The organism is Micromonospora sp. CA-240977 (genome assembly GCF_050942285.1).
Lineage (GTDB): Bacteria > Actinomycetota > Actinomycetes > Mycobacteriales > Micromonosporaceae > Micromonospora.
The window spans coordinates 3,369,001-3,391,525 of sequence record NZ_CP192055.1 but is presented as its reverse complement, the minus strand read 5'-3'; the positions used below and the strand labels follow the sequence as shown (position 1 = coordinate 3,391,525).

The 22,525-nt window shown below is 72.1% G+C and carries 22 protein-coding genes; 11 read left to right on the top strand and 11 right to left on the bottom strand.

What is annotated here, in order from left to right; genetic code table 11:
• Window positions 1-65: 65 nt before the first annotated feature.
• Entirely contained in the window at window positions 66-1,013 is a 948-nt protein-coding gene (locus tag ACQPWW_RS15475) for an ArsR/SmtB family transcription factor (RefSeq protein ID WP_433133317.1), read from the bottom strand.
• Between the two features lie 108 nt (window positions 1,014-1,121).
• Between ACQPWW_RS15475 and ACQPWW_RS15470 the strand changes: the two genes are divergently transcribed.
• Window positions 1,122-2,384, top strand: a complete 1,263-nt coding sequence (locus ACQPWW_RS15470) for an MFS transporter (protein WP_433133315.1) — start codon at window positions 1,122-1,124, stop codon at window positions 2,382-2,384.
• Between the two features lie 118 nt (window positions 2,385-2,502).
• Window positions 2,503-3,066: an AMIN-like domain-containing (lipo)protein gene (locus tag ACQPWW_RS15465; RefSeq protein WP_433133313.1), complete on the top strand. Its 564-nt coding sequence runs from the start codon at window positions 2,503-2,505 to the stop codon at window positions 3,064-3,066.
• Between the two features lie 27 nt (window positions 3,067-3,093).
• Here the strand turns inward: ACQPWW_RS15465 and ACQPWW_RS15460 are convergent, their stop codons facing one another.
• The 5 genes from ACQPWW_RS15460 to ACQPWW_RS15440 form a co-directional block, all read right to left on the bottom strand.
• Window positions 3,094-3,672 (bottom strand): dihydrofolate reductase family protein, encoded by a 579-nt coding sequence (locus ACQPWW_RS15460; protein WP_433133311.1) that lies wholly within the window; start codon window positions 3,670-3,672, stop codon window positions 3,094-3,096.
• On the bottom strand, window positions 3,669-4,868 hold the full coding sequence (locus ACQPWW_RS15455) for an RNA polymerase sigma factor (RefSeq protein ID WP_433133309.1): 1,200 nt from the start codon (window positions 4,866-4,868) through the stop codon (window positions 3,669-3,671). Before ACQPWW_RS15455 ends, ACQPWW_RS15460 begins: the two co-directional genes overlap by 4 nt.
• A gap of 20 nt (window positions 4,869-4,888) precedes the next feature.
• Window positions 4,889-5,242, bottom strand: coding sequence for a YciI family protein (locus tag ACQPWW_RS15450; protein ID WP_433133307.1), 354 nt, complete (start codon window positions 5,240-5,242; stop codon window positions 4,889-4,891).
• A gap of 39 nt (window positions 5,243-5,281) precedes the next feature.
• Window positions 5,282-5,695, bottom strand: a complete 414-nt coding sequence (locus ACQPWW_RS15445) for a DUF6069 family protein (protein ID WP_433133305.1) — start codon at window positions 5,693-5,695, stop codon at window positions 5,282-5,284.
• 320 nt (window positions 5,696-6,015) lie between these two features.
• Entirely contained in the window at window positions 6,016-6,375 is a 360-nt protein-coding gene (locus tag ACQPWW_RS15440; RefSeq protein WP_433133303.1) for an L-rhamnose mutarotase, read from the bottom strand.
• Between the two features lie 148 nt (window positions 6,376-6,523).
• On the opposite strand from ACQPWW_RS15440, the gene ACQPWW_RS15435 reads away from it, so the two are divergent.
• The 6 genes from ACQPWW_RS15435 (at window position 6,524) to ACQPWW_RS15410 (ending at window position 12,787) form a co-directional block, all read left to right on the top strand.
• On the top strand, window positions 6,524-7,204 hold the full coding sequence (locus ACQPWW_RS15435) for a response regulator (RefSeq protein ID WP_433133301.1): 681 nt from the start codon (window positions 6,524-6,526) through the stop codon (window positions 7,202-7,204).
• 14 nt (window positions 7,205-7,218) lie between these two features.
• On the top strand, window positions 7,219-8,691 hold the full coding sequence (locus ACQPWW_RS15430) for an ATP-binding protein (protein ID WP_433133299.1): 1,473 nt from the start codon (window positions 7,219-7,221) through the stop codon (window positions 8,689-8,691).
• Window positions 8,688-9,590, top strand: coding sequence for a Gmad2 immunoglobulin-like domain-containing protein (locus ACQPWW_RS15425; protein ID WP_433133297.1), 903 nt, complete (start codon window positions 8,688-8,690; stop codon window positions 9,588-9,590). The genes ACQPWW_RS15430 and ACQPWW_RS15425 overlap by 4 nt, the downstream gene beginning before the upstream one ends.
• Window positions 9,591-9,728: 138 nt before the next feature.
• On the top strand, window positions 9,729-10,358 hold the full coding sequence (locus ACQPWW_RS15420) for a TetR/AcrR family transcriptional regulator (protein ID WP_433133295.1): 630 nt from the start codon (window positions 9,729-9,731) through the stop codon (window positions 10,356-10,358).
• 33 nt (window positions 10,359-10,391) lie between these two features.
• A complete protein-coding gene (locus ACQPWW_RS15415; RefSeq protein WP_433133293.1) occupies window positions 10,392-11,885 on the top strand; it encodes an MFS transporter in 1,494 nt (497 codons plus the stop codon).
• A 110-nt stretch (window positions 11,886-11,995) separates the two neighbouring features.
• A complete protein-coding gene (locus ACQPWW_RS15410; protein ID WP_433133291.1) occupies window positions 11,996-12,787 on the top strand; it encodes a maleylpyruvate isomerase family mycothiol-dependent enzyme in 792 nt (263 codons plus the stop codon).
• A 41-nt stretch (window positions 12,788-12,828) separates the two neighbouring features.
• On the opposite strand, the gene ACQPWW_RS15405 is transcribed toward ACQPWW_RS15410, so the two are convergent.
• The 3 genes from ACQPWW_RS15405 to ACQPWW_RS15395 all read right to left on the bottom strand — a co-directional run bounded on the left by ACQPWW_RS15405 (window position 12,829) and on the right by ACQPWW_RS15395 (window position 16,371).
• Entirely contained in the window at window positions 12,829-14,028 is a 1,200-nt protein-coding gene (locus ACQPWW_RS15405) for an RtcB family protein (RefSeq protein WP_433133289.1), read from the bottom strand.
• Between the two features lie 134 nt (window positions 14,029-14,162).
• Window positions 14,163-14,288, bottom strand: a complete 126-nt coding sequence (locus tag ACQPWW_RS15400; protein WP_433133287.1) for a hypothetical protein — start codon at window positions 14,286-14,288, stop codon at window positions 14,163-14,165.
• Between the two features lie 85 nt (window positions 14,289-14,373).
• Window positions 14,374-16,371 (bottom strand): GTP-binding protein, encoded by a 1,998-nt coding sequence (locus ACQPWW_RS15395; RefSeq protein WP_433133285.1) that lies wholly within the window; start codon window positions 16,369-16,371, stop codon window positions 14,374-14,376.
• 257 nt (window positions 16,372-16,628) lie between these two features.
• Between ACQPWW_RS15395 and ACQPWW_RS15390 the strand changes: the two genes are divergently transcribed.
• Both ACQPWW_RS15390 and ACQPWW_RS15385 read left to right on the top strand, forming a co-directional pair.
• Entirely contained in the window at window positions 16,629-18,122 is a 1,494-nt protein-coding gene (locus ACQPWW_RS15390) for a glycosyltransferase family 39 protein (RefSeq protein WP_433133283.1), read from the top strand.
• Between the two features lie 177 nt (window positions 18,123-18,299).
• Complete coding sequence (locus ACQPWW_RS15385; RefSeq protein ID WP_433133281.1) at window positions 18,300-19,259, top strand: helix-turn-helix transcriptional regulator; 960 nt, start codon at window positions 18,300-18,302, stop codon at window positions 19,257-19,259.
• Here the strand turns inward: ACQPWW_RS15385 and ACQPWW_RS15380 are convergent.
• Together ACQPWW_RS15380 and ACQPWW_RS15375 are read right to left on the bottom strand one after the other, a co-directional pair.
• A complete protein-coding gene (locus tag ACQPWW_RS15380) occupies window positions 19,247-19,795 on the bottom strand; it encodes a hypothetical protein (RefSeq protein ID WP_433133279.1) in 549 nt (182 codons plus the stop codon). The two genes, ACQPWW_RS15385 and ACQPWW_RS15380, sit on opposite strands and share 13 nt — an antisense overlap.
• Window positions 19,796-19,859: 64 nt before the next feature.
• Entirely contained in the window at window positions 19,860-21,167 is a 1,308-nt protein-coding gene (locus tag ACQPWW_RS15375) for an RICIN domain-containing protein (protein WP_433133277.1), read from the bottom strand.
• 160 nt (window positions 21,168-21,327) lie between these two features.
• Here ACQPWW_RS15375 and ACQPWW_RS15370 point away from each other — a divergent pair, with 160 nt between their 5' ends.
• Window positions 21,328-22,515: a spore photoproduct lyase family protein gene (locus ACQPWW_RS15370; protein WP_433133275.1), complete on the top strand. Its 1,188-nt coding sequence runs from the start codon at window positions 21,328-21,330 to the stop codon at window positions 22,513-22,515.
• The last annotated feature ends 10 nt before the right edge of the window (window positions 22,516-22,525 follow it).

The window sequence follows — 22,525 nt, the reverse complement described above, 5'->3', positions numbered from 1 at the left end:
CGACATAGCGGAAGCGTCATACCGCCGAGTCGCGCCAACGCCCTGGCGGGCCTCGCCCACCGGCGTCAGGGGGCAGCCGTACCGTTGGCGGCGATCAGCGCCTCGGCTGCGGTTGTGCGGGCGTATAGGACGAAACGCCCGACCCGGTGCGTGCCGACCAGGCCGGCGTCACGCAGCGCGCCAAGGTGCTGGGAAACGGTGCCAGAGGTGAGCCGGCATCGCTCGGCGAGTTCCAGAGTCGAGGTCGGCACGGCCAACTCGTGCAGCAGCGCCGCCCGGGTCCTACCCAGCACCCGGGCGAGCGCGTGCCCGTGCGGGGTCCGACCCCGTTCCCACAGCGTGGCCACCGCCCGCGCCGGGAAGCGCAGCACCGGTTGCCCAGGAGAGCCAAAATTCGACCACACCCGGCGGCCGATGAATACCGACGGCACGAGCAGCAGGCCCCGTCCGTCGAGTCGCACCGAGCCACTCCGGGTGATGTGCTCCACCGACAGCGTGTCGGCCCTCAGCCGGACGAAGGGATCGAGGTGGTTGAGCAGACCATGAACCCCGTCGGTCGCCATGCGCTCTGCGCCGAGCAGCACTTCCCGCTCCAGCAGAGTGCGCATCCGGGGCCAGTAGGGTGCGATGACCGCGTCGACGTACGCCCGAATGGCCTCGGCCAGCCGAGTCAGGTGAGGCGGCGGGTCGGCATAGAGCGCTGCCAGGGACGACGACCGGCGCCCCGGCAGCGCGTCGAGGCTGGCCCGCACCGCTTCGGCAGGGGTGGCGACGAGGGACGCCAACTCGATGTCAAGGGTGGGCTGCGAGGTGGCCGGCGGCGGGCAGACGAAGGTCGGGATGAGCGGCGTCGGCATCCGCACCAGCTCGGCGAAGAGCTGCCACCGCACGCCGACCAAGCGTGGCTGGACCCGCTCGTACCAGGCCAGATGCTCCGGAAACTGGCGCGGCTGCTTGATGATCCGCACGCTCGCCACAGCTTCCCAGAGCGGTGACACCGCGAATCGGGTCATCGCCAGGTCCCGCGCGTTCAGACCGACCAGCATCATTGGAAGCCCCCGGCGGATTCGGCGAGAGTCAAATCTATCGGTTCGAGGCGCTGCCGCCGGCACCGTGGTGGCATGACCACCGCCTCGACGACGACCGGATCGAAGGACCAGGCCAGCCCCTGGCCGCACTCCTTCCGTCTGCTCTACGCCGCCGCCCTCATCGACGGCATCGGCTTGCACATCGGCCAGTTGGCCGTGCCGGTGTTGGCTGTGTCCCTGCTGTCGGCAAGCCCTGTTGAGGTGGGGCTGCTCGGTGCGCTGAGCACCGCCGCGTTCCTGCTGATCGGTCTGCCAGCCGGAGTCTGGGTCGACCGGCTGCCGCGCCGCGCCGTCCTGGTCACCGCCGACCTCGCCCGGGCGGCGTTGGTGGCATCCGTGCCGGTGGCATGGTGGGCCGGATGGCTGACCATCCCGCAGCTGTACCTGGTGGTACTGCTGACCGGCGTCGGCACCGTCTTCGCCGACGTTGCCGCGCAGAGCTATCTGCCGGAATTGGTCGGCCGGGGCCGGTTGGTGGCGGCGAACGCGCTGATGATGAGCACCAATGCGACCATGCAGATCGCAGGTCGAGGGCTGGGCGGGCTGGTCGTACAGGCGCTCACGGCACCGGTCGCGATCGTGCTGGACGCGGTGACCTTCGTGGTGTCCGGGATGATTCTGGCCCGGACCCGTGCCGAATTGCCGAGCCGACGTCCGCCGCGGGTGTCGGGCGGCTTCGCTCAGCAGCTCGGCACGGGCGTCCGGCACGTGACCGGCAACCCCCTGCTCCGCCCGCTCGCCCTCTCGACCGCGAGCATCAACCTGACCATGCAGCTGTCCACCACCCTGCTGCCGGTGGTGTTCCTACGCGAGCTGGGACTGGGTGCCGCCACCCTCGGTCTGTTCCTCGGCGTGGGCGGGATCGGTGCCCTGCTCGGCGCGGTGACCGCACGCCCGCTCGCCGAGCGGATAGGTCACGGTCGCGCGCTCTGGCTGCCCGGACTGCTCGCCGCGCCGCTCGGCGGTTTGGTCACGCTGGTCGACTCCGGGCCGATGCTCTGGGTGGCGGCGGCCGGTTGGCTGGCGCTGGCCTGGCGGACGGGGATTGGCAACGTGATCGGGGTCAGCCTGCGCCAGGGCCTCACCCCGGACGTGTTGCTCGGACGGATGAACGCCACTTTCCGGTTTCTGCTCACCGGGGCGCTCACCATCGGCGCAGTACTCGCCGGGATGCTCGGACAGTTCGTAAGCGTCCACACCGCGCTGGTGGTCGGCGCGGTCGCGAACGCGGTGACCTGGCTTCCGGTCTTCTGCTCTCCGCTGCGCACGCTCGACCGGCCGCCCACGGTCGACTGAGTCTCAGCCACTGTTACTCAGCGGTTACGCCACGGCGAAGCGCCAGTGCCGAGGCAGGACGACGGTGGCGGCAGAGGGTCACCACCACGTGGCCCCGACTCTCGAAGGGAGAACCACGATGAGGATCAGAGGCGCACTGACAGCACTGGCCGTCGTCCTCGCCGGGCTGGTCGTCGGCACGGGCAGCAGCAGCGCGGCCGGCACCACGACCGGGTCGGCGTACTGCGGCATCACCTGGGGCAGCGCGGACAGGTCGGCCGGCGCGCTCAGCGGCGAACCGCTGGTCGAGGTGCGCACCGGCCGACACGACTGCTACGACCGGGTGGTGTTCGAGTTCGCCGGCCCGGTCGACGGGTACGCCGTCGGCTACGGGGAGACGTGGACCGAGGGCGAGGGGCTGGCGTTGTCGCCGTACACCGCCGGAGGCGCGCTGCTGCGGGTCTCGCTGCGCGCGCCGGCGTACGACGACACCCACCAGGGCACCGTGCCGTACGCGGTCGGCGAGCACGTCGCGAACCTGCTGCGCTACCCGACCCTGCGTGACGTCGTCTTCGGCGGCAGCTTCGAGGGCTACAGCACCTTCGCGGTCGGCGTACGGGCGCGGCTGCCGTTCCGGGTGCTCGTGCTTGCCGGACCGGGCACCCACAGCCGGATCGTGCTCGACGTGGCCCACCAGTGGTGATCGGACCCTGACGGTCGCCGGGACGGCTCAGACGTGCAGGGTGGGGCGGTAGACGAGTTCGTGGGAGCGACCGTCGAGGATGCGGCTCTCGACCAGCTCCAGGTCGAAGTCGGCCGCACCCTGGAAGATCGGCTCCGTCCCGGTCTGACCGGTGACCACCGGGAAGATCGTCACCTGGATGAAATCGACCAGACCGGCGGCCAGCAGCGCCCGGTTCATCGACAGGCTGCCGTGCGATCGCAGAGGCACGTCGGACTCCTCCTTGAGCCGGGCGACGACGTCCACGGCGTCACCGGGCACGACTGTCGCGTCCGGCCAGTCGAGGGGGCCTTCCAGCGTTTTCGACACCACAGTCGCCGGGAGGCTCCTCATCCGGGTGACCCAGGCGTCAAGGACCCCGGTCTCCTCGGTGCTCGCGGCCAGCATCTGCGCGAACACCCGGTACGTGCGGGCCCCGAAGACCATCCTCTGCTTCTCGTCGTAGATGGCCAGTCGGTGCGCGAGCAACTCGGGGCCCTGCTTGCCCCAGTAGCCGCCCCAGTTGCCGCTCGCGGTGCCGAAGCCGTCAAGGCTGGAGAAGACGTCGATGGTGTAGGTGGCGGTCATGATGTGCTCCGTTCACTGGTGAGTGCGGTACGACGGGTCCGTAGGTGGGCCCGCTCGGTCTCGTTGGTGGCCAGTGCCATGGCCTGGTCGTAGGCGGCTCGGGCCTCGTCGTCGCGGCCGAGCCGGGCGAGCAGTTCGGCCCGGGTGGCCGGCAGCCGGTGGTAGCCCGGGAGGTCGACACCGTCCAACCCGGCGAGGGCCACCGCCGGTCCGTGCACCTCGGCGACGGCGACCGCGCGGTTGAGCGCGACGACCGGGGTCGGCGTGAGCGCGAGAAGCTGGTCGTACAGTGCCAGGACCTGCGGCCAGTCGGTGGCGGCGCCGTCGGTGTGCACCGCGCCGATCGCGGCCTGGATCTGGTACGGGCCGGGCTGGTTGCGCCGCAGGCAACGCCGGACCAGGTCGTGCCCCTCGGCGATGAGCGCCCGGTTCCACAGTGACCGGTCCTGGTCGGGCAGCAGCACCAGCTCGCCGGACGGGTCGAGCCGGGCCGGGCGGCGCGCCTCGGTCAGCAGCAGCAGGGCGAGCAGACCCAGCACCTCGGGCTCGTCGGGCATCAACGCGGCGAGCTCGCGGGCGAGCCGGATCGCCTCGGCGCACAGGTCCGTTCTGATCAGCGGTCCGGCGGTGGACGCGTAGCCCTCGTTGAACATCAGGTAGAGCACTGTGAGCACGTACGGCAGTCGGTCCGGCAGCTCGTGTTCGGCGGGTACCCGGTAGGGAATGCCGGCGTCCCGGATCTTCTTCTTCGCGCGCACGATCCGCTGCGCGACTGTCGACTCCTGGATCAGGTAGGCGCGCGCGATCTCCGGTACGTCGAGACCGCCGAGCAGGCGAAGCGTGAGGGCGGTCCGCGCCTCCGGGCCGAGCGCGGGGTGGCAGCAGGTGAAGATGAGTCGCAACTGGTCGTCTGTCACCGGTCCCACCTCTCGGGGCTCGTCCTGGTGGTGCAGCAGCAGAGCCTGGGCGTGCCGGGCCTCGCGGGTCGACTCCCGGCGGAGCCGGTCGACGGCGCGGTTGCGGGCGGTGGTCACGATCCAGGCGCCGGGGTTCGGCGGCGGGGTCTGCCACTTCTGCAGCGCCGTGGTGAAGGCGTCCTGGACCGCCTCCTCGGCGAGGTTGATGTCACCGAGGAGGCGGGCCAGCGTGGCGACGCAGCGGCCGTACTCCGCGCGGTAGATGGTCGCCAGGTCCATGTCGGCTGACCGGCTCCCGGTCAGGCCTGGGACAGGTCGTCGAAGGGACGCACCTCGACCGGGCCACAGGCCGCCGCGCACTTCTCGGCCCAGGCCAGCGCCTGATCCAGGTCGGCGCACTTGATCACCCAGAACCCGGCGATGTGCTCCTTCGTCTCGGCGAACGGTCCGTCGCTCATCGTGGTGGCGCCGTTCTCGATCCGGACCACTGTGGCACTGTCCGGCGAGCGGAGCCCTCCGGCGAAGACCCAGGCGCCCGTCGCCTGCATCTCGTCGTTGATCCGGCCGGTCTCCCGGAACATGGCCTGCACCTCCTCGTCGGACGGCTCCGGCGCGCCCTCGACGGAGTGCACGGACAACAGGTACTGCTTCATGACGATCCTCCGGTGGGTCGACTGTGGGATGGCGGTAGGTCAGGCGGCCAGACGGCGTGCGACAGCGGGGATCACGATCGCGGCCGCGACCAGGTGGGTGAGCATCAGCAGCACCCTGGTGGCCACCCCGGCCTCGACGATGACGTCCGGCACCAGCGACAGGACCGTCAGCGCCACCGTCGTGCGGACGAACGTACGCCGCGGATGCCTGGCGAAACGGGACAGCAGCGCGGCGAGGAGCACCCCGACCAGCGAGAAGGCGAAGGTCAGCACACCGAACCCCGTCACCGGAATCGGCGCGTCGGCCACGTCGAGGCTGACTCCGGCCGCACCGCCGACGGTGGCGACGGCCATGGTGGCGGCGCTCGCGGCGACCGTGGCGACGAGACCGGTACGGATCAGCGCGCCGAAGGTCGACGTGGCGGCGGGGGTGGTGGTCGCGGTGGTGGTCATCGTGCCCTCCAGTGGGGTGCGGGGCCCGTCGCTGTGCCGGGCTCTCACCAGGGCTACGAATTGAACCGACCCCGATCGACAGGCACGCCGATATTTCCTCGAAGATTTTCGACACCGGCGTCAGCCGAGGCGGTCTCGGGCGATTCTCGCAGCTCGGCTGTCGTCGGGGGTGGCCTGCCTGCCGACGACTGGATGTGCCGGTGGGCGGTATACCTCAGAGGTATGAATATGACTCTGAGGTATACCGTTCACTACCGCATCCGCCCCCACTGAGGTGACCGACGGTCACCGCCGGCCGTCGGTCACAGCCCGGGCCAGGGTCAGGAACTACTCGTCTCGGCCTGGTCGGGCGCCTCGTCGGCCAGGTGCCAGATCTCGCGCATCGGGGCCCACCAGTCCCCCGAGCCGGGCTCGGCGATCGACTCCTGACACGGGTCGGTCAGCTTCCACCACTCCTGCGTCTGCGGGTCCGCGGCGATCAGCCGCTGGTCGGCCTCGTAGTCGTCGCCGACGTACTCGTAGTAGCCGAAGAGCAGGTCGTCGTGAAGAAAGATGGTGTAGTTGCGGAAGTTCGCCTCGCGCAGCGTCTTCTCGACGCTCGGCCAGACGGCGGCGTGCAACCGCAGGTAGGTCTCCCGCTGTTCGGGGCGGAGTCGGATCACGCAGCCATGACGTTTCACGTCGTGCCCTTTCGTGTGAACTGGTTCAGGGGTGCCGAAGGCACCTGACCGTAGCGGTTGGAGGGTGCCGGGCAGGGGGCCAGCCGGCCGTCGATGTCGACCGTTCCGCCAGGACTACGCAGCGTGGCACCGGGTCTACCCTCGGATGATGGAGGGCCGCGTGCTGGTGGTCGAGGACGACGCCTCGATCCGGGAGGTCACCGCCCTCGGTCTGCGCCGCGCCGGCTTCCGGGTCGACACGGCCGTCGACGGGCGGCACGCCCTCGCGGCGTGGCGGGCCCACCCGGTCGACCTGATCGTGCTCGACGTCATGCTGCCCGGCCTGGACGGCCTGGAGGTCTGTCGCGAGATCCGGCGCACCAGCCAGGTGCCGATCCTGATGCTGACCGCGCGCACCGACACGATCGACGTGGTGGTCGGGTTGGAGTGCGGCGCGGACGACTACCTGCGTAAGCCCTTCGACCTGCCCGAGTTGGTGGCCCGGGTCCGCTCGGTGCTGCGCAGGGTGAGCGCGCCGGTCGCGTCGAGCGTCATCGAGGTCGGCGGCCTGGAGATCGACCCGGGCGGCTTCCTGGTCCGGCGGCACGGCCGGGAGGTGGCGCTGACCGCCACCGAGTTCCGCCTGCTGCTGGAACTGGCCCGCCGACCCGGCCAGGTCTTCACCCGGGAGCTGCTGCTGGACCTGGTCTGGAACCACGGCTTCCTCGGCGACTCCCGACTTGTCGACGTGGCGGTGCAGCGGCTGCGCGCCAAGATCGAGGACGATCCCGCGCAGCCACGGCTGGTCCGTACCGTGCGCGGCGCCGGCTACAAGTTGTCCACGGGCTGACGGGAGGGTCTGCGATGGCCGGACGCGCGGTGTCTCCGGGCCGCCTGCGGCGCCGGCTGACCATCGCGTTCGTCCTGGTCGCCGGGGTCTCGGCGGGACTGCTCGCCGGCGGGACCGGGCTGCTGCTGCGACAGTCCTGGTGGGACGCGTCGCTGCACGAGGCCGCCGCCGACGCCCGCTACCAGCTCGTCCTCGCCGGACAGTTCGTCCCGTTGACCGAGCAACGCAGCACGGAACTGCTCACCAGCTTCGAGGCCAGCGGTCGGCACGTGGTGCTCGTCGACGGTCCGAGCCGTCCCTCGCACCCCGCGTACGCCCCGGTGCTGGGCACCCGGTTGCGGGCCACCGTCGCGGGCGGGCAACTCGGCTACCAGCGCAGCGCGCCGGCGGAACGCCCTCGGCTGCTGGTGGTCGGCGGCCGCGTTCCCGGCTCGACCGCCGAGCTGTACGTGCTCACCGTGGAGGACGACGTCGCCAGCGACCTGGCCCAGCTGCGCACCGCGCTACTGGCTGGCTGGGTCCTCGTGGTGCTGCTCGCGGCCGGGGTCGGTCACGCGCTCGCCCGGCGCACGTTGGAGCCGGTGGGCCGAGCCAGCCGGGCCGCGCAGGCGCTCACCGAGGGCCTGCTCGCCACCCGCCTGCCGGTCCGCGGGCGCGACGAGTTCAGCGCCTGGGCCGCGTCGTTCAACGAGATGGCCGAGGCGCTGGAGTCGAAGATCGCCGCGCTGTCGGCCGCGCAGGCCCGCGAGCGGCGGTTCACCGCCGACGTCGCGCACGAGCTGCGTACCCCGGTGACCGCGCTGGTGGCCGCGGCGTCGCTGCTGCGCGAGCACCTCGACCAGGTGCCCGACGAGGCCCGGCCGGCGGCCCGGTTGCTGGTCGGCGACGTGGTCCGGCTGCGCCGGCTGGTCGAGGACCTGATGGAGATCTCCCAGCTGGACGCCGGGCGGGAGCGGTTGGCCCTGCGGCCCGTCGACGCGTTGGCGCTGCTGCGCGGAATCGTCGCCACCCGTGGCTGGTCGGACCGGGTGCTTGTCGACGGAGGTCCGGTCTCGCTGCACACCGACCCGCGTCGGCTGGAGCGCGTGCTGGCCAACCTGGTGAGCAATGCGGTCGAGCACGGCGGCGGAGAGATCCGGGCCGCCGTGACCGGTTCGGGCCCGTGTGTCGTCTTCGAGGTCAGCGACCAGGGGCCGGGCATCCCGGCGGCGCACCTGTCCCGCGTGTTCGACAGGTTCCACAAGGTCGACCCGTCCCGCTCCGCGCCGGGCAGCGGTCTCGGGCTGGCCATCGCGTGGGAGCACACGGCGCTGCTCGGCGGGGCGCTGAGCGTTCGTAGCGGGCCTGACTCCGGCACCTGTTTCCGGTTGGAGCTGCCGGCCTCCGCTCGGGTCGAGCCACAGCGCGACGACGGTGCGCAGCAGCACCGCGACGACGGCGCGCAGCGGCACACCGGGGCCGCGACGGCGGCGGACGGCGCGAGATGAGCCGGCCCGGTGTCGCCGGGGCCATCGCGCCGGTGCTCGTCGCCGCGGCGCTGCTCAGCGGGTGCGGCGCCCCGCGCTCGGGGGTGCTCGGTCCGGCGCCCACCGTCGCGCCGGCGAGCGCCACGGCGTCGAGCGGCGCGCCGTCGAGTGCCGCACCGACCGAACGCCCGGATCCGCCGTCGGCGCCACCACCGGCAACCACGACACCCCCGCCCGCGCCGGCCAGCACCACCACCCGGGACACCGTGACGGTGGAGCTGTGGTTCGTCCGCGCCGGGCAGCTCGTGCCGACCAGGCGGACCCGGCCCGCCACCGTGGCGACATCCCGGCTGGCCCTCACCGAACTGGCCGCCGGACCCACGCGGGCGGAGTCCGCCACCGGGCTGAGGACCCTCGTCCCGGCCGGCCTCGAGGTCACCCGGATCACCGACGGCACGGCGACGCTGCGGGTCCCCTCCGCCGACGACCGGACGCAGCGACGGCTGCGCGAGGCGCAGGTGGTCTGGACGCTCACCCAGTTCCCCACCGTCCGGCAGGTCCGCGTCGACGGCGCCGCACCCGTCGACCGGACGGACTACGCGGACCTGCTGCCGCCGATCGTGGTCAGCGACCCGGCCCCGGGTGACCGCGTCTCCGCCCCGCTCATCGTCACCGGCACCGCCGACGTGTTCGAAGCCACGGTGAGCGTCCGGGTGCTGGACGCCGCCGGCCGGGAGGTGGCCGCCGGGTTCGGCACCGCCAGTTGCGGCAGCGGCTGCCGGGGCGGATACCGGGTGGTGGTCGGCTGGCGCACGGTCCGGGAGCAGAAGGGCACCGTCGAGGTGTACGAGGTGTCCGCCCGCGACGGCAGCCGGATCAACACGATGGCCGTGCCGGTGGTCCTCGCGCCCGTCAGCTGACCGGCGGGTTCATCCCCCGGACCCCCGTCGGAAACGCGATCGTTTCGTTGACTCGGTGCGATGCAACTCACGAAACCCTGCACCTTCACAATTTCAGAACTAGTGTCGGTACGACATCGTTTCGCGGGGGGTACGGGGATGCTGGGTGGTCAGCAGGTGGGAGCGGGTGCCGGGGTCCCGGCGGCCCGGGTCCCCCGGTGCACCGACGGCGACCTGTTCGCCGTGGTCATCGACCTGCTGCGCGAGGTCGGCTTCGACCGGATGACCATCGACGGCGTCGCGGCCCGTGCCCACGTCAGCAAGGCCACCATCTACCGACGCTGGGACGGCAAGGCCGAACTGGTCGTCGCCGCCCTGCGCGACCGGCACGTGGGCGTACACAACCCGCCCGACACCGGCAGCCTGCGCGGTGACCTGATCGAGCTGCTGCGCGCCACGGCCGCGATCTGCGTTGCCGACTGCGACCTGATGCAGGCGCTGACCTTCGCCATGCGGACCAACCCCGAGCTGGAACGCCTGGTACGCCACCAGGTGCTGCCGGCCGGACGGGTGGCCAGCACCGCCATCCTGGTGCGGGCCGCCGCCCGCGGGGAGATCCCACCGGAGGCCGGCGAACGGGAGTTGTTCCACGATCTCGCGCCCGCGCTCACCATGTCCCGCATCCTCGCGCACGGCCTACCCGCCGACGACGCGTTCCTCACCCAGGTCGTCGACCAGGTGCTGATCCCGGTACTCCGCTACCAGCCCGACCGCCCGTCTCAGGCCTGACTCACCGACATCCGCAACACGGAAGGCTTCACCATGCCCGGAACCACCTCGACCGCACCCGGCGCACCCGGCGCCGGGACGTCGACAAGCGCGCCGCACCCGCGGCGCTGGATCGCCCTGGCGGTCATCGCGGTCTCGCAGCTGATGGTCGTCCTGGACGCCACAATCGTGAACATCGCGCTGCCGAAGGCACAGGCCGACCTGGGCATCACCGACGCGAACCGCCAGTGGGTGATCACCGCCTACACGCTGGCCTTCGGCGGGCTGCTGCTGCTCGGCGGCCGGATCGCCGACTACTGGGGCCGCAAGCGCACGTTCATCGTCGGCATGACCGGCTTCGCGCTGGCCTCCGCGCTGGGCGGCCTGGCCACCACCGGCGGGATGCTCTTCGCCGCCCGCGCGTTGCAGGGCGCCTTCGGCGCGCTGCTCGCCCCGGCCGCGCTCGCGCTGCTCACGGTGCTGTTCACCGAGGCCACCGAGCGGGCCAAGGCGTTCGCGGTGTACGGCGCGATCGCCGGCGGCGGGTCGGCGGTCGGTCTGCTGCTCGGCGGGGTGCTCACCGAGTACGCCGACTGGCGCTGGTGCCTGCTCGTCAACATCCCGGTCGCCGCGATCGCTATCGCGTTCGCGCTCCCGCTGGTGCCGGAGAGCCGGGCACACGGCAACACCCGCTACGACGTGCCGGGTGCGGTCGTGGTGACCGCCGGCCTGGTCTCCCTGGTGTACGGCTTCACCAAGGCCGCCGAGGACGGCTGGGACGCCACCGCGACGCTCGGTTTCATCGCCGCGGGCGTGGTGCTGCTCGCCGCCTTCGTGGTGATCGAGCTGCGCTCCAGCCACCCGCTGCTGCCGCTGCGGATCGTGCTGGACCGCAACCGGGGTGGGGCGTTCCTCACCTCGACGCTGATCGGCGCCGGCCTGTTCGGGGCGTTCCTCTTCCTGACCTTCTACTTCCAGGTGGTGTTGCAGTACAAGCCCCTGGAGGCGGGTCTCGCCTCGCTGCCGGTCACCGCCGGTGTGCTGATCGCCGCCGGTGGCGCCAGCCAGCTGATGCCGCGACTGGGCGCCAAGCCGCTGATGGTCGCCGGCGCCGTGCTCGCCGCTCTGGGCATGCTGGTGCTGACCCAGATCGACGCGGACACCTCGTTCCTCACCCACCTGCTGCCCGCCCAGGTCATCCTGGGCCTGGGGCTGGGCTTCACCTTCGTCCCGCTGTCCAGCCTCGCCCTGGTCGGGGTGCCGGAGCACGACGCCGGCGCGGCCAGCGCGACGCTCAACGCCACCCAGCAGATCGGTGGCTCGCTGGGCACCGCGCTGCTGAACACCTTCTACACCAGCGCGGTCGCCGCCTACCTGGTCGGCCGTGCGCCGAACCCGGTCACCCAGGTCGACGCCCTGGTGCACGGTTACCGGGTGGCGTTCGCCTGGGGCGCGGCGCTGATCGTGCTCGCCGGCCTGGCCACCTTGATCCTGGTGAAGGTGCGCAAGGAGGACGTCCCGACCGGCGGCGCCGTGCACATGGGCTGAGCTGACCGACGTGGCCGCCAGCCGGAACCGCTCCGAACGTGGGGTGGACCCGTCGGCGGCCACGTCGGGTAGCGTCCCGATCATCGTCGAGAATCCGTTTGAGGAGATCCATGTCGACCCCTGCTGACCAGATCATCACGGCTCTGCGCGCGGGCCACGAGGAACTCGCCGCGCTCGTGCGGGACCTCAAGGAAGACGACCTGCTCCGTCCGTCGGGGGCCAGCGAGTGGCAGGTGTCGCAGGTGCTGAGCCACCTGGGCAGCGGCGCCGAGATCGGCCTGGCGACGCTGGAGGCCGCCCGCACCGGCGCGCCCGCACCGGACGCGGACTTCAACCCCGGCGTCTGGGCGCGCTGGGACGCGATGGCCCCGGCCGAGCACGCCGCCGGGTTCCTCGCCGCCAACGAGCGGCTCGTCGAGGCGTACGAGTCGCTGGACGCCGAGACCCGGGCCTCGCTCCAGATCGACCTCGGCTTCCTGCCGGCGCCGGTCGACGTGGCCACCGCGGGCCGGCTGCGGCTCAACGAGTTCGCCCTGCACCAGTGGGACGTCGAGGTGGCGTTCAACCCGTTCGCGGCGGTGACGCCGGAGGCGGTGCCGCTGCTGCTCGACCTGGTCGGCGGCATGCTGGGCTGGGTCAGCCGGCCGCAGGAGCGGGCCGACCGGCAGGCCACAGTGCTGGTTCGGCTGCACGCGCCGGAGCGGACGTTCGGGCTGCGGCTGGGCGAGAAGGTCGAACTTGTCGACGCGCCGGAGCAGCCCGACGGTGAGCTGGTGGCCCCGGCCGAGGCGTGGCTACGGCTGGCGTTCGGCCGGCTCGGGCCCGCGCACACTCCGGAGGGGGTGCGGGCGACCGGCGCGGTGAGCCTCGACGAACTGCGCCGGGTCTTCGCCGGCTTCTGACCGCCGCCGTGCGGGCCGGTCAGCCCGGCCCGCACGGCACGTCAGCCCTTCACGCAGACCACCTGCTTGAGGTGCGCCACCACCTCGACCAGGTCCTCCTGCTGGGCCATCACCTCGGTGATGTCCTTGTACGCGCCGGGAATCTCGTCGACCACCCCGGCGTCCTTACGGCACTCCACCCCGTCGGTCTGCGCGGCCAGGTCGTCGGTGCTGAACGTCCGCTTGGCCTGCGCCCGCGACATCCGCCGCCCGGCCCCGTGTGAGGCCGAGCAGTACGCGTCCGGGTTACCCCGACCCCGCACGATGTACGACCCGGTGCCCATCGAGCCGGGGATGATGCCCAGGTCGCCCCGGCCGGCCCGGATCGCGCCCTTCCGGGTGACAAGCACCTCCATCCCGTCGTAGCTCTCCTCGGAGACGTAGTTGTGGTGGCACGAGATCGGCTCGTCGTACCCGACCTGCGGGAAGTGCTCACGCACCACCCCACAGAGGAGGGCCAGCATGACGGCCCGGTTGCGCCGCGCGTACTCCTGCGCCCACCACAGGTCCCGCCGGTAGGCGTCCATCTCCGGCGTCCCGGCGAGGAACACCGCCAGGTCCCGGTCGGGCAGGTCGGCGTTGTGCGGCAGCCCCCGGGCCACCCCGATGTGCCGCTCGGCAAGCTCCTTGCCGATGTTGCGGGACCCGGAGTGCAGCATCAGCCACACCCGACCCTCGTCGGCGCCACCCTGCTCCAGGCAGACCTCGATGAAGTGGTTGCCCCCGCCGAGCGTGCCGAGCTGCCGCCGCGCCCGCGTCTCCAGCTGCGCCACCCTCCGGTCCAGGCCGGCGAACCGGCCCCAGAAGTCGTCCCAGCCGGCCTGCTCCAGGCCACGGATCCGACGCGTGTCGACAGTGTCCTGCCGCTGGGCGAAGCCGACCGGGATGGTGGCCTCGATCGCGGAACGCAGCCCGGCCAGATCGTCCGGCAGGTCCGCGGCGGTCAGCGAGGTACGCACCGCCGACATGCCGCAGCCGATGTCGACGCCGACCGCCGCCGGTGAGACGGCCTGCCGCATCGCGATGACCGAGCCGACCGTGGCGCCCTTGCCGAAGTGCACGTCGGGCATGACGGCGACCCCCTGCACCCAGGGCAGCGCGCCGATGTTGCGCAGTTGCCGGGCGGCCTGCGGCTCGATGGCGTACGGGTCGGTCCAGACCCGGACCGGTGCCCGGGTGCCGGCGAGAGGGGTGAATCCCATAGCGGTCTCCTTCTGTCGTGCCATGACCGTTAATGATCAGTTTGAGCTGGGCGGTGCCCGGCGGCGGTGGACGGAGACGAAACGGCCGCCCGATCCCGGTGGGATGGGCGGCCGGCGGACGCGTCAGCGTCGCGTCAGTCGCGCCACCCCGGCTCGTAGCGCCGCAGCGCCCGACAAACACAGGTTGTGGTGGTGCCGAGCAGCGCCGCGCGGACAGGGAGCAGACGCCAGGCGGCAGCGGTGCGGATGCGTCGTGGCACGGCGTACTCCCTTCGGGGTGTGCTCGGTCGACCTTGCGTGGACGAGCGTAGGAGGACCGCGACGTGTCCGCAATGGATATCGCCGTTACCGGCCGCCGACCCGGCGGGCCACCGCCAGCAGATACTCCTTGCGGTCCAGCGGATTGTTGTCCCAGCGGGCCCGGGTGGGGGCGGGACCAGACACCGGGCGGTACCTGTCGAACTCGGTCTCCAACACGCCCTCACCCCGGGTCAGCGCGGGTAGCCGACGCTCCAGCGCGTGCGCCAACCCCGCGGGGATCTCGCCCCGCACCAGGTACGAGGTGCCCTGCCCGACGGTGTCGGTCGGCACCGCGTCCAGTCGGGTCAGCGCGGGCAGCAGCGCTCCGAGGACGTCACCGGGCACCTCCAGCCGGAAGCGGTGCACCGGCTCGTGGACCCGCGTGCCGGCACTGGTGAGCGCGGCCATCAGCACCAACGGAGTGAGATTGCGGAAGTCCCCGGCCGTGCTGGACATGCTCTTGTCGAAGCTGCCATGGGAGTGACTCTGCCGCGCCCAGTAGCCGGCGTGGGTCATCGTCACCTCGCAGTCGGGAACCTCCCACCCGCGCAGACCCTGGCGCAGGGTCCGACGCACGGACTCCTCCACGGCGGCGAAGAAGGCCGGTGGCATCGAACCCAGCTCGACGCCGAGTCGGAAACTCACCCCGGCGCCGGTCGGCGCCGGCGCGACCCGCAGCCCGACGGTGGCCAGGAAGGGGTTGGGCGCCACCGCGATCACCTCGACCGCCTCGCCGACGCCGCACACCCGCTCCACGTGCACCGTGCTGCTCTCCCGGAACGTCACCCGCACGCCGAAGTCGTCAGCCAGGGTGGCCTGGATGACCTCCTTCTGCACCTCGCCGTAGAGCGACACGCTGATCTCGTGCTGCCGGTCGTCCTGCCGCAGGTTGATCAGCGGGTCCTGCTCGGCGAGCTGACCCAGCGCCGCGTGCAGCGCGGCCCGGTCGACGGGGCGCGCCGGCACCACCACCGTCTCCAGCGTGGGTGGCGCGAAGTGGCGGCCCGCGCCGGCACGTTCCGGGGGTACGCCGACCGGGTCGCCGATCCGCGCCTCCGTGAGACCCCAGAGTCGGGCGATGTGGCCGGCGCCGACCGACGACGCCACCACGTCGGCCCCCAGGCTGGCGACACGTATCGCCGTGACCAGCGCGGCATCGGCCGCGCCGACGCGGACCCGGTCACGGACCCGGATCGTGCCGGCGAAGAGCCTGACCAGGGCGACCTTCTCCCCCGCCCGGCCCCGCTCGATGGCGAACACGGTGCCGGAGATCGGGGCGTCCACGTCGCCCCGGACGGCGGGCAACAGTTCGGTGATCCCGGCGATCAACGCGTCCACCCCGGCGCCGGTGATCGCCGAGCCGGCGTACACGGGCAGCACCAGCGCCCGGCCGGTCTGCGTCGCCAACGCCAGGCGCAGTCGCTGGTACGGCACCGTCGACGCGTCCGCCACCCAGTCGGCGAGCAGTCCGTCGTCCTGCCCGGCGAGCACGTCGAGCAGCCGGTCGGTGAAGGCGGCGTCGGAAGGACCACACGAGGAGCAGTGGGCGTCGCGGGTCCCCGGCATCGTCACCGAACCCATCGCCACCACGGCCGGGGTGAGCTTCTCCACGACGGCCCGGACGACCCGCTCCGGGTCCGCCCCGGCCCGGTCGACCTTGTTGATGAAGATCAGCGTCGGGATGCGCAGCCTGCGCAGGGTCCGCATCAGCACCCGGGTCTGCGGCTGCACACCCTCCACTGCGGAGATCACCAGCACGGCGCCGTCGAGCACACCGAGCACCCGCTCGACCTCGGTGATGAAGTCCGGGTGACCGGGCGTGTCGATCAGGTTGACTGTCACGTCCTCCAGCACGAAGGAGACGACAGCCGAGCGGATGGTGATCCCGCGTTGTCGCTCCAGGGCCAGGGAGTCCGTACGGGTGCTGCCCGCGTCGACACTGCCGAGCTGGTCGGTCACACCGACGTCGTGCAACAGCCGCTCGGTCAGACTGGTCTTACCGGCATCGACGTGAGCCAGGATGCCGAGGTTCAGGGTTTTCACGCAGCGTCAGGTCCTTCAGATAGGCGACAGATCCCTTCTGGCCGGACATCGACGCAGCGCGCATTGGTGCTCCCTGAAGGTTGGTGGCGGTTTCGGATAGTTCAGCAGGCCGTCGCGGGTCCGGCAACCGGTTAACCGGCGCCGCCGTTCATCATCTGTGCGACTCCGCGACGCCGCGTGCTCACCTGACGCGGCTAGGTTCGCGCGGGCACTTCCGCCCCTGTTCAGGGAGAACCACCATCACCACCACCTGGCCGTTGCGTCGCGCCGCCACCGTCGCCACCCCACCGGACCCACCTCGGGCGGACGCGGAACGGCGGACGAGCGACACCCGGTCCGGCTGGACGATGGCGAGTGGGGTGATCCCCGCGCTTGTCGCGCTGGCGCTGGGCCGGTGGCGGCTGACCGGCCCGGCGCTCTGGGCCGACGAGTTGGCCACCTGGGGCGCGGTCCGGTTGAGCTGGTCGCAACTGTGGCAGCTCGCCGGTTCGGTGGACGCCGTCCTGACCCCCTACTACGCCCTGATGAAGGTGTACGTCGCGGTGGCCGGCACGTCCACTGCCGCGTTGCGGCTGCCCTCGGTCGCCGCCTGCACCGTCGCCACGGTGGTGGTGACCGCGCTCGGACGGCGACTCGGCGGCGCCGGGACCGGGCTGCTGGCCGGGCTGCTCTTCGCGATCCTGCCGGTGACGTCGCGCTACGCGCAGGAAGCCCGGTCCTACGCCCTGGTGATCCTCGGTGCCGCTGTCGCCGTGTGGTGCCTGATCCGGTTGCTGGAGGAGCCCGCGCGCCGTCACCTGGCCGGGTACGCCGCCGCGGTCGGCTTCGTGGGGCTGCTGCATCCGCTGAACGGCCTGCTGATGCTCGCGGGTCACGCCGCCGCGGTCGGCTGGTGGCAGCTTCCCCGACGAGCCGCCGGCTGGCGGACCGTACGGCGGTGGGTGACGGCGGCCGGCGTGGGGGTGCTGCCGGCGCTCGCGCTGTCCGCCTGGGGTTGGGGGCAGAGCGCCCAGGTGTCCTGGATCAAGCTTGTCGATCTGGGTGCCCTACAGGCGTTCCCGGAACGGCTCTTCCACTCCGGGGCCGTCGGCGGGCTCGTCCTCGTCCTCGCGGTTCTCGGCGTCCGCCGCGAACCGGCGTACGTCTGCCTGGCCGGCGCGGCGTTCGTCCCGATGGCGCTGCTGCTGCTCGCCGGCACCCAGCTGCACGTCTGGGTGGCCCGCTACGTGCTTGTCGTGCTGCCGGCGCTGGCCGTCCTCGCGGCCTGCGCCCTGGTCCGCGTCGGACGGTCGCCGGCCCTCGTCGCGACCGGCCTGGCGGCCGTCCTCGCCCTTCCCGCACACGTGACCATTCGCGCCCACGCCGGTCACAGCCAGGACTCGTACCGTGTCGCGTCGGTCATCGGGCCCCGCTACCGACCCGGCGACGTCGTGGTGTTTCCGGACAGCCACCCGAGCATCCCCTGGTCACCACGGGACATCTACGAGCGCTACCTGCCCGCCCCACGCCCCCCGGACGTGCTGCGCGTCGCCCCGCAGCGCAGCGACGGCAGGTTCCTGGCAACGGAGTGCCCGGACGCCGCCTGCCTCGGCACACCACCGCGCATCTGGGTCATCGGGGCCGATCCCGCGGCCGACCCGCTGGGCGACATGACGCCCGGCAAGCGGGAACGGATCAGCGCCGGCTACCGGGAGGCGCAGCGCTGGCGGTACCCGCTGCTGAGCATCAGCCTCCTGGAGCGCGCGACGTGAGAGCCCGGCGAGCGCGACCGCTCGCCGTGGTCCCCGGCAGGGCTGATGTCACCCGCGCCTGCTGTAGAGCTGCCCCGGATGTGGGGCGGCGCCGGACGTGGGGCGGCCCCGGACGTGGGGCGGCGACGGACCGTCGGCGAGCCGCGCTCCCAAGCCGCGTAGGGCAGACTCGCCGGCATGGTGGAGACCTCGGTGCGGCTGCTGCGGCTGCTGACCCTCCTACAGGTTCGCCGCGAGTGGTCCGGCGCGGAGCTGGCCGAACGGCTGGCGGTCACCACCCGCACCGTACGCGCCGACGTGGAGCGCCTGCGGGTGCTGGGCTACCAGATCGAGTCACACCCCGGGGTCGCCGGAGGCTACCGGCTCGGCGCCGGGTCGGCCCTCCCGCCGCTGCTGCTCGACGACGACGAGGCCGTGGCGGTGGCCGTCGGGTTGCGGGCGGCGGCCGGCGGTTCGGTCACCGGAATCGAGGAGACGTCGCTGCGGGCGTTGGCGAAGCTCGAGCAGTCGCTGCCGTCGCGGTTGCGGCACCGGGTGGACGCCCTGCGGGCCGCGACGGTCTCCGCCGCGGGCGGCGGCCCGACAGTGGACGCCGACACGCTCACCGCCATCTCGACGGCGGTGCACCGGGCCGAGCGCCTGCGCTTCGACTACGCCGGGCACGACGGCACGGCCACCGTGCGCGACGTCGAGCCGTACCGGCTGGTCTACACCGGCCGGCGCTGGTACCTGCTGGGCTGGGACACCGACCGGGCCGACTGGCGGACCTTCCGCGCCGACCGGATCCGGCCCCGGTCGCCGACCGGCCCGCGCTTCACCCCCCGGGAGCCGCCAGGTGGCGACGCGGTGGCGCACGTGCTGCGCGGCGTCGGCTCCACCGCCTGGCCGCACCCCGCCCGGGTACGCCTGCACGCGTCGGCCGACCGGGTGGCCCAGCGGATCCCGACCACGGCGGGCCTGCTGGAGGCGATCGACGAGCGGAGCTGCCTGTTGCACACCGGCGGGGAGTCGCTGAGCAACCTGGCCGCCTTCCTCAGCACCATCGAGGTCGACTTCGACGTGCTCGACCCGCCGGAGCTGCGTGCCGTCGTGGGTGCCGTGGCCGCCCGGTTCGGTCGGGCCGCTCAGGTGCCGTAGCTGCCCCGCCGGCGTCGGTGGTAGGCGTAGGCGACCGCGGCGAGCAGTGGTCCCCACAGCAGCAGCGGGAGGTAGCAGGCGTAGAAGATCGCGGCCTCCCCCGCGCCGCCCTGGGAGGGGAAGTCCGCCGGGAGCGGCTCGCCGCCCATGGTCACCCCGGCGAGTATCCGGGCGAAGGCGGTGGTCCACAGGACGGTCAGGACCGTCGCGCCGAGCGTCGCGGGGATGAGGGCGGCCGGCGTCGGTACCCGGCGGCCACCAAGCCCGGGAATCCAGCGCGGAAAGCGTTCACCCCAGGCGGCGATGAGCCCGATGGCGGTGAACGCGATCAACTCCGCCACGATCGAGAGGCAGACGAGGTACACCCGCCCGTCGAGCCCGATGCCGTCGTGGAACGCGACCGGAAGCCGCCAGAGGCCCGACGGCAGCACTGTGAACGGGATGGCGTAGGCGGCGGTTCGCGCCCATCGGGGCACTCCCGCCACCGGGGCGTGGGCGGTGCGCCACGCCCCGGTGAGCTGATCCTTTGGCGTCATGCCGCTCACGCTAGGAATCGCGCGTGCGCGGCACCTCCCCCCGGCGAGGGAGTGGACTCCCCGGTCAGGGCTGCGGCACCAGCCGGAACGACTGCGCCGCGGTGCCGTTGCAGGTGTACTGGATGAGCTGGACGCTGTCCGCGGTGGACGCTCCCGGCACGTCGAGGCACTTGCCGCTGAGCCGGTTGACAAGGCGGTAGTAGCCGCCGCCCTCCGATTCGGCACGCCACTGCTGGTTGTTGCCACCGCTGTAGGACCAGAGCTGGATCGGCGCCGAGTCGGCGGTGGACCGGTCGGTCACGTCGAGCACCTGGGCGCTGTTCGTGCGGTTGTTGACCCGCAGGTAGCCGCCGCTGGTCGGCACGAACTGGTACTGCTGCGCCGCGCTGCCGTTGCAGGCGTACTGCTGGATGGCGGTGCCGTTCGCGCTGGCGGCGGCGCGCGCGTCCACGCACTTTCCGCTGGCCCGGTTGACAGCGGTGTGCCAGGCGGTCGGCGAGATGCCGTCGGTCGGCGGGGGCGTGGTCGGGGGGACGGTGCCGACGCCGGCGAGCCAGTGCAGACCGTCGATCAGCAGCTGGTTCTGCTGCGCGCTGTCGAACGTCGACGACAGCCCGGTGTTGGTGCTGTAGTTCATGGCGTTGTGGCCGAAGTTGGCGTAGAGCATCTTGAACTGCCTGTTGCTCCACACCAGCGGGTAGTACCCGCCGTACCAGGACTGGTTGGGGTCGGTGCCGACCGGGAAGCTTGACGCGTCGACCGAGGCGAGGATGTCGATGTTCGGGTTCTGCCGCAGGTCGTTGCTCCAGGAGTACCACTCGCTTATCGACGAGGGGAACGTCGCGGGCAGGTTCCGGGTGGCCGGGTGGGTGCGGTTGTCGGCGCGCATGGTGACCCGGGTCGGCCCCCAGGTGTTCGTCTGGAACGAGCCGGAGCCGAGGAAGGTGTTGTAGTACCAGCTCCAGCTCGACGGGTTGTCGGTCCACGCGCTGACGTGGAAGCCCAGCCACGCCCCGCCGTTCTGCATGTACTGCTGGAACGCGGCGCGCTGCCCGCTGGGCGGCGCGTCGTCCAGGAACATGACGACCTTGTACTGGGCCAGGTTGGCGGTGTTCAGCAGACTCCAGTTGTTGGTGGCCTCCCAGGAGAAGCCGTACTGGGCGGCGGCCTGCGGGAACCAGGCTCGGGCGTCCTTGACGAAGTCGATGTGCGCGGCGTCCCAGGTGCCGTTGTAGAAGGCCAGGACCTTGAACGTCGGCGCGGCCTGCGCGGACCGCGAGGCGTTGACCGCGAGGCCGGCGGTCACCGCGACGACGAGGGCGACGAACAACGACAGGATTCGTCTGGTACGGGAGGAGAGTTCTGCGATCACCTGATCGTCCCTTCGGTGGGGACGCGCGCCGCCGCGTCGACCTTCATCATCTGTTCACAAGGTTTACAGATAGACGAAAGGTTATGCGGTGGCACCGGTGGCGTCAATCATGGATCGGATGATCGGGTGGGATTCCCGGGACAACGGGTAACCGCGCCCGATGACCAGCCCGGACGCCGTCGACGTCGATCAGCCCCTCGCCGTCGACGTGCCCGCCGCGCCACACGACGCCAGCGGCGAGTGGGTGCCGACCCGTGACCTCGCCGGGCTCGCACCCGCCGCCCGGCCCGCCCGCCGCTGGACCCCGCGCCGGGTGGTGGCCACCCCGGCCGCGCTGGAGCACCCGCACGGCCGGCGGATCGTCGAACGGGTGCAGGCCCAGGGCATCGAGGTGGAACACCTGCGGTCCAACCGGCTCACCGGGGTACGCGGACAGACCGACCGGGAGACCTACGCGAGGGCCAAGGCCACCATGGCGATCGTGGTCAGCCCACCCTCGCGGCGCACCCTGCAACCCATCGCGCCCAGCGCCGACTGGCGGGTCGACCTGGCCGAAGGCTGCCCGGCACACTGCCAGTACTGCTACCTCGCCGGCTCCCTGTCCGGCCCGCCGGTGACCCGGGTGTACGCGGACCTCGACGACATCCTGGCCGGGCTGGCCGCGTACGCCGGGCGCGGGACGGTGACCAGCCGCAACGCGCGACGCGCCGACGAGGGCACCACCTTCGAGGCGTCCTGCTACACCGACCCCCTCGCGTTGGAGCACCTGACCGGCAGTTGGCGGCGGGCGGTGCAACACTTCGCCGCCTGGGACGCGCCAGTGCAACTGCGCTGGACCACCAAGTACGCCGACGTGGACACCTTCGTGGGGCTGCCGCACGCCGGCCGTACCCGGGTCCGGCTCAGCGTCAACTGCGCCCCGGTCAGCGAACGGTTCGAGGGCGGCACCGCGCGGGTGCCGGAGCGGCTGGCCGCGCTGCGCCGGCTCGCGCTCGACGGCTACCCGGTCGGGCTGACCATCGCCCCGATCATCGCGCTGCCCGACTGGCGGGACCGCTACGGCGAGTTGCTCGACCAGATCCGCGCGGCGGTCGACGGGGTACCGGAGCTGGACCTGACCGCCGAGCTGATCACCCACCGGTTCACCCCGGGCAGCAAGGAGGTGCTGCTGGGCTGGTACCCGCGCACCCGGCTGGAGATGGACGAGGAGTCGCGCAGCCGCAAACACGGCAGGTTCGGCGCGGTGAAGTACGTCTACCCGCGCGACACCATGGCCGAGTTACGCGGCTGGTTCACCGCCGAACTCGCCTCGCGGGTGCCGGCCTGCCGGATCCTCTACTGGACCTGACGTGCGGGGT

Bases quoted from the DNA above. Each gene is read 5' to 3' on its own strand.
- ACQPWW_RS15475 (WP_433133317.1), bottom strand. From the start codon at position 1,013: ATGACCCGATTCGCGGTGTCACCGCTCTGGGAAGCTGTGGCGAGCGTG.
- ACQPWW_RS15470 (WP_433133315.1), top strand. From the start codon at position 1,122: ATGACCACCGCCTCGACGACGACCGGATCGAAGGACCAGGCCAGCCCC.
- ACQPWW_RS15465 (WP_433133313.1), top strand. From the start codon at position 2,503: ATGAGGATCAGAGGCGCACTGACAGCACTGGCCGTCGTCCTCGCCGGG.
- ACQPWW_RS15460 (WP_433133311.1), bottom strand. From the start codon at position 3,672: ATGACCGCCACCTACACCATCGACGTCTTCTCCAGCCTTGACGGCTTC.
- ACQPWW_RS15455 (WP_433133309.1), bottom strand. From the start codon at position 4,868: ATGGACCTGGCGACCATCTACCGCGCGGAGTACGGCCGCTGCGTCGCC.
- ACQPWW_RS15450 (WP_433133307.1), bottom strand. From the start codon at position 5,242: ATGAAGCAGTACCTGTTGTCCGTGCACTCCGTCGAGGGCGCGCCGGAG.
- ACQPWW_RS15445 (WP_433133305.1), bottom strand. From the start codon at position 5,695: ATGACCACCACCGCGACCACCACCCCCGCCGCCACGTCGACCTTCGGC.
- ACQPWW_RS15435 (WP_433133301.1), top strand. From the start codon at position 6,524: ATGGAGGGCCGCGTGCTGGTGGTCGAGGACGACGCCTCGATCCGGGAG.
- ACQPWW_RS15430 (WP_433133299.1), top strand. From the start codon at position 7,219: ATGGCCGGACGCGCGGTGTCTCCGGGCCGCCTGCGGCGCCGGCTGACC.
- ACQPWW_RS15425 (WP_433133297.1), top strand. From the start codon at position 8,688: ATGAGCCGGCCCGGTGTCGCCGGGGCCATCGCGCCGGTGCTCGTCGCC.
- ACQPWW_RS15420 (WP_433133295.1), top strand. From the start codon at position 9,729: ATGCTGGGTGGTCAGCAGGTGGGAGCGGGTGCCGGGGTCCCGGCGGCC.
- ACQPWW_RS15415 (WP_433133293.1), top strand. From the start codon at position 10,392: ATGCCCGGAACCACCTCGACCGCACCCGGCGCACCCGGCGCCGGGACG.
- ACQPWW_RS15410 (WP_433133291.1), top strand. From the start codon at position 11,996: ATGTCGACCCCTGCTGACCAGATCATCACGGCTCTGCGCGCGGGCCAC.
- ACQPWW_RS15405 (WP_433133289.1), bottom strand. From the start codon at position 14,028: ATGGGATTCACCCCTCTCGCCGGCACCCGGGCACCGGTCCGGGTCTGG.
- ACQPWW_RS15385 (WP_433133281.1), top strand. From the start codon at position 18,300: ATGGTGGAGACCTCGGTGCGGCTGCTGCGGCTGCTGACCCTCCTACAG.
- ACQPWW_RS15380 (WP_433133279.1), bottom strand. From the start codon at position 19,795: ATGACGCCAAAGGATCAGCTCACCGGGGCGTGGCGCACCGCCCACGCC.
- ACQPWW_RS15370 (WP_433133275.1), top strand. From the start codon at position 21,328: ATGACCAGCCCGGACGCCGTCGACGTCGATCAGCCCCTCGCCGTCGAC.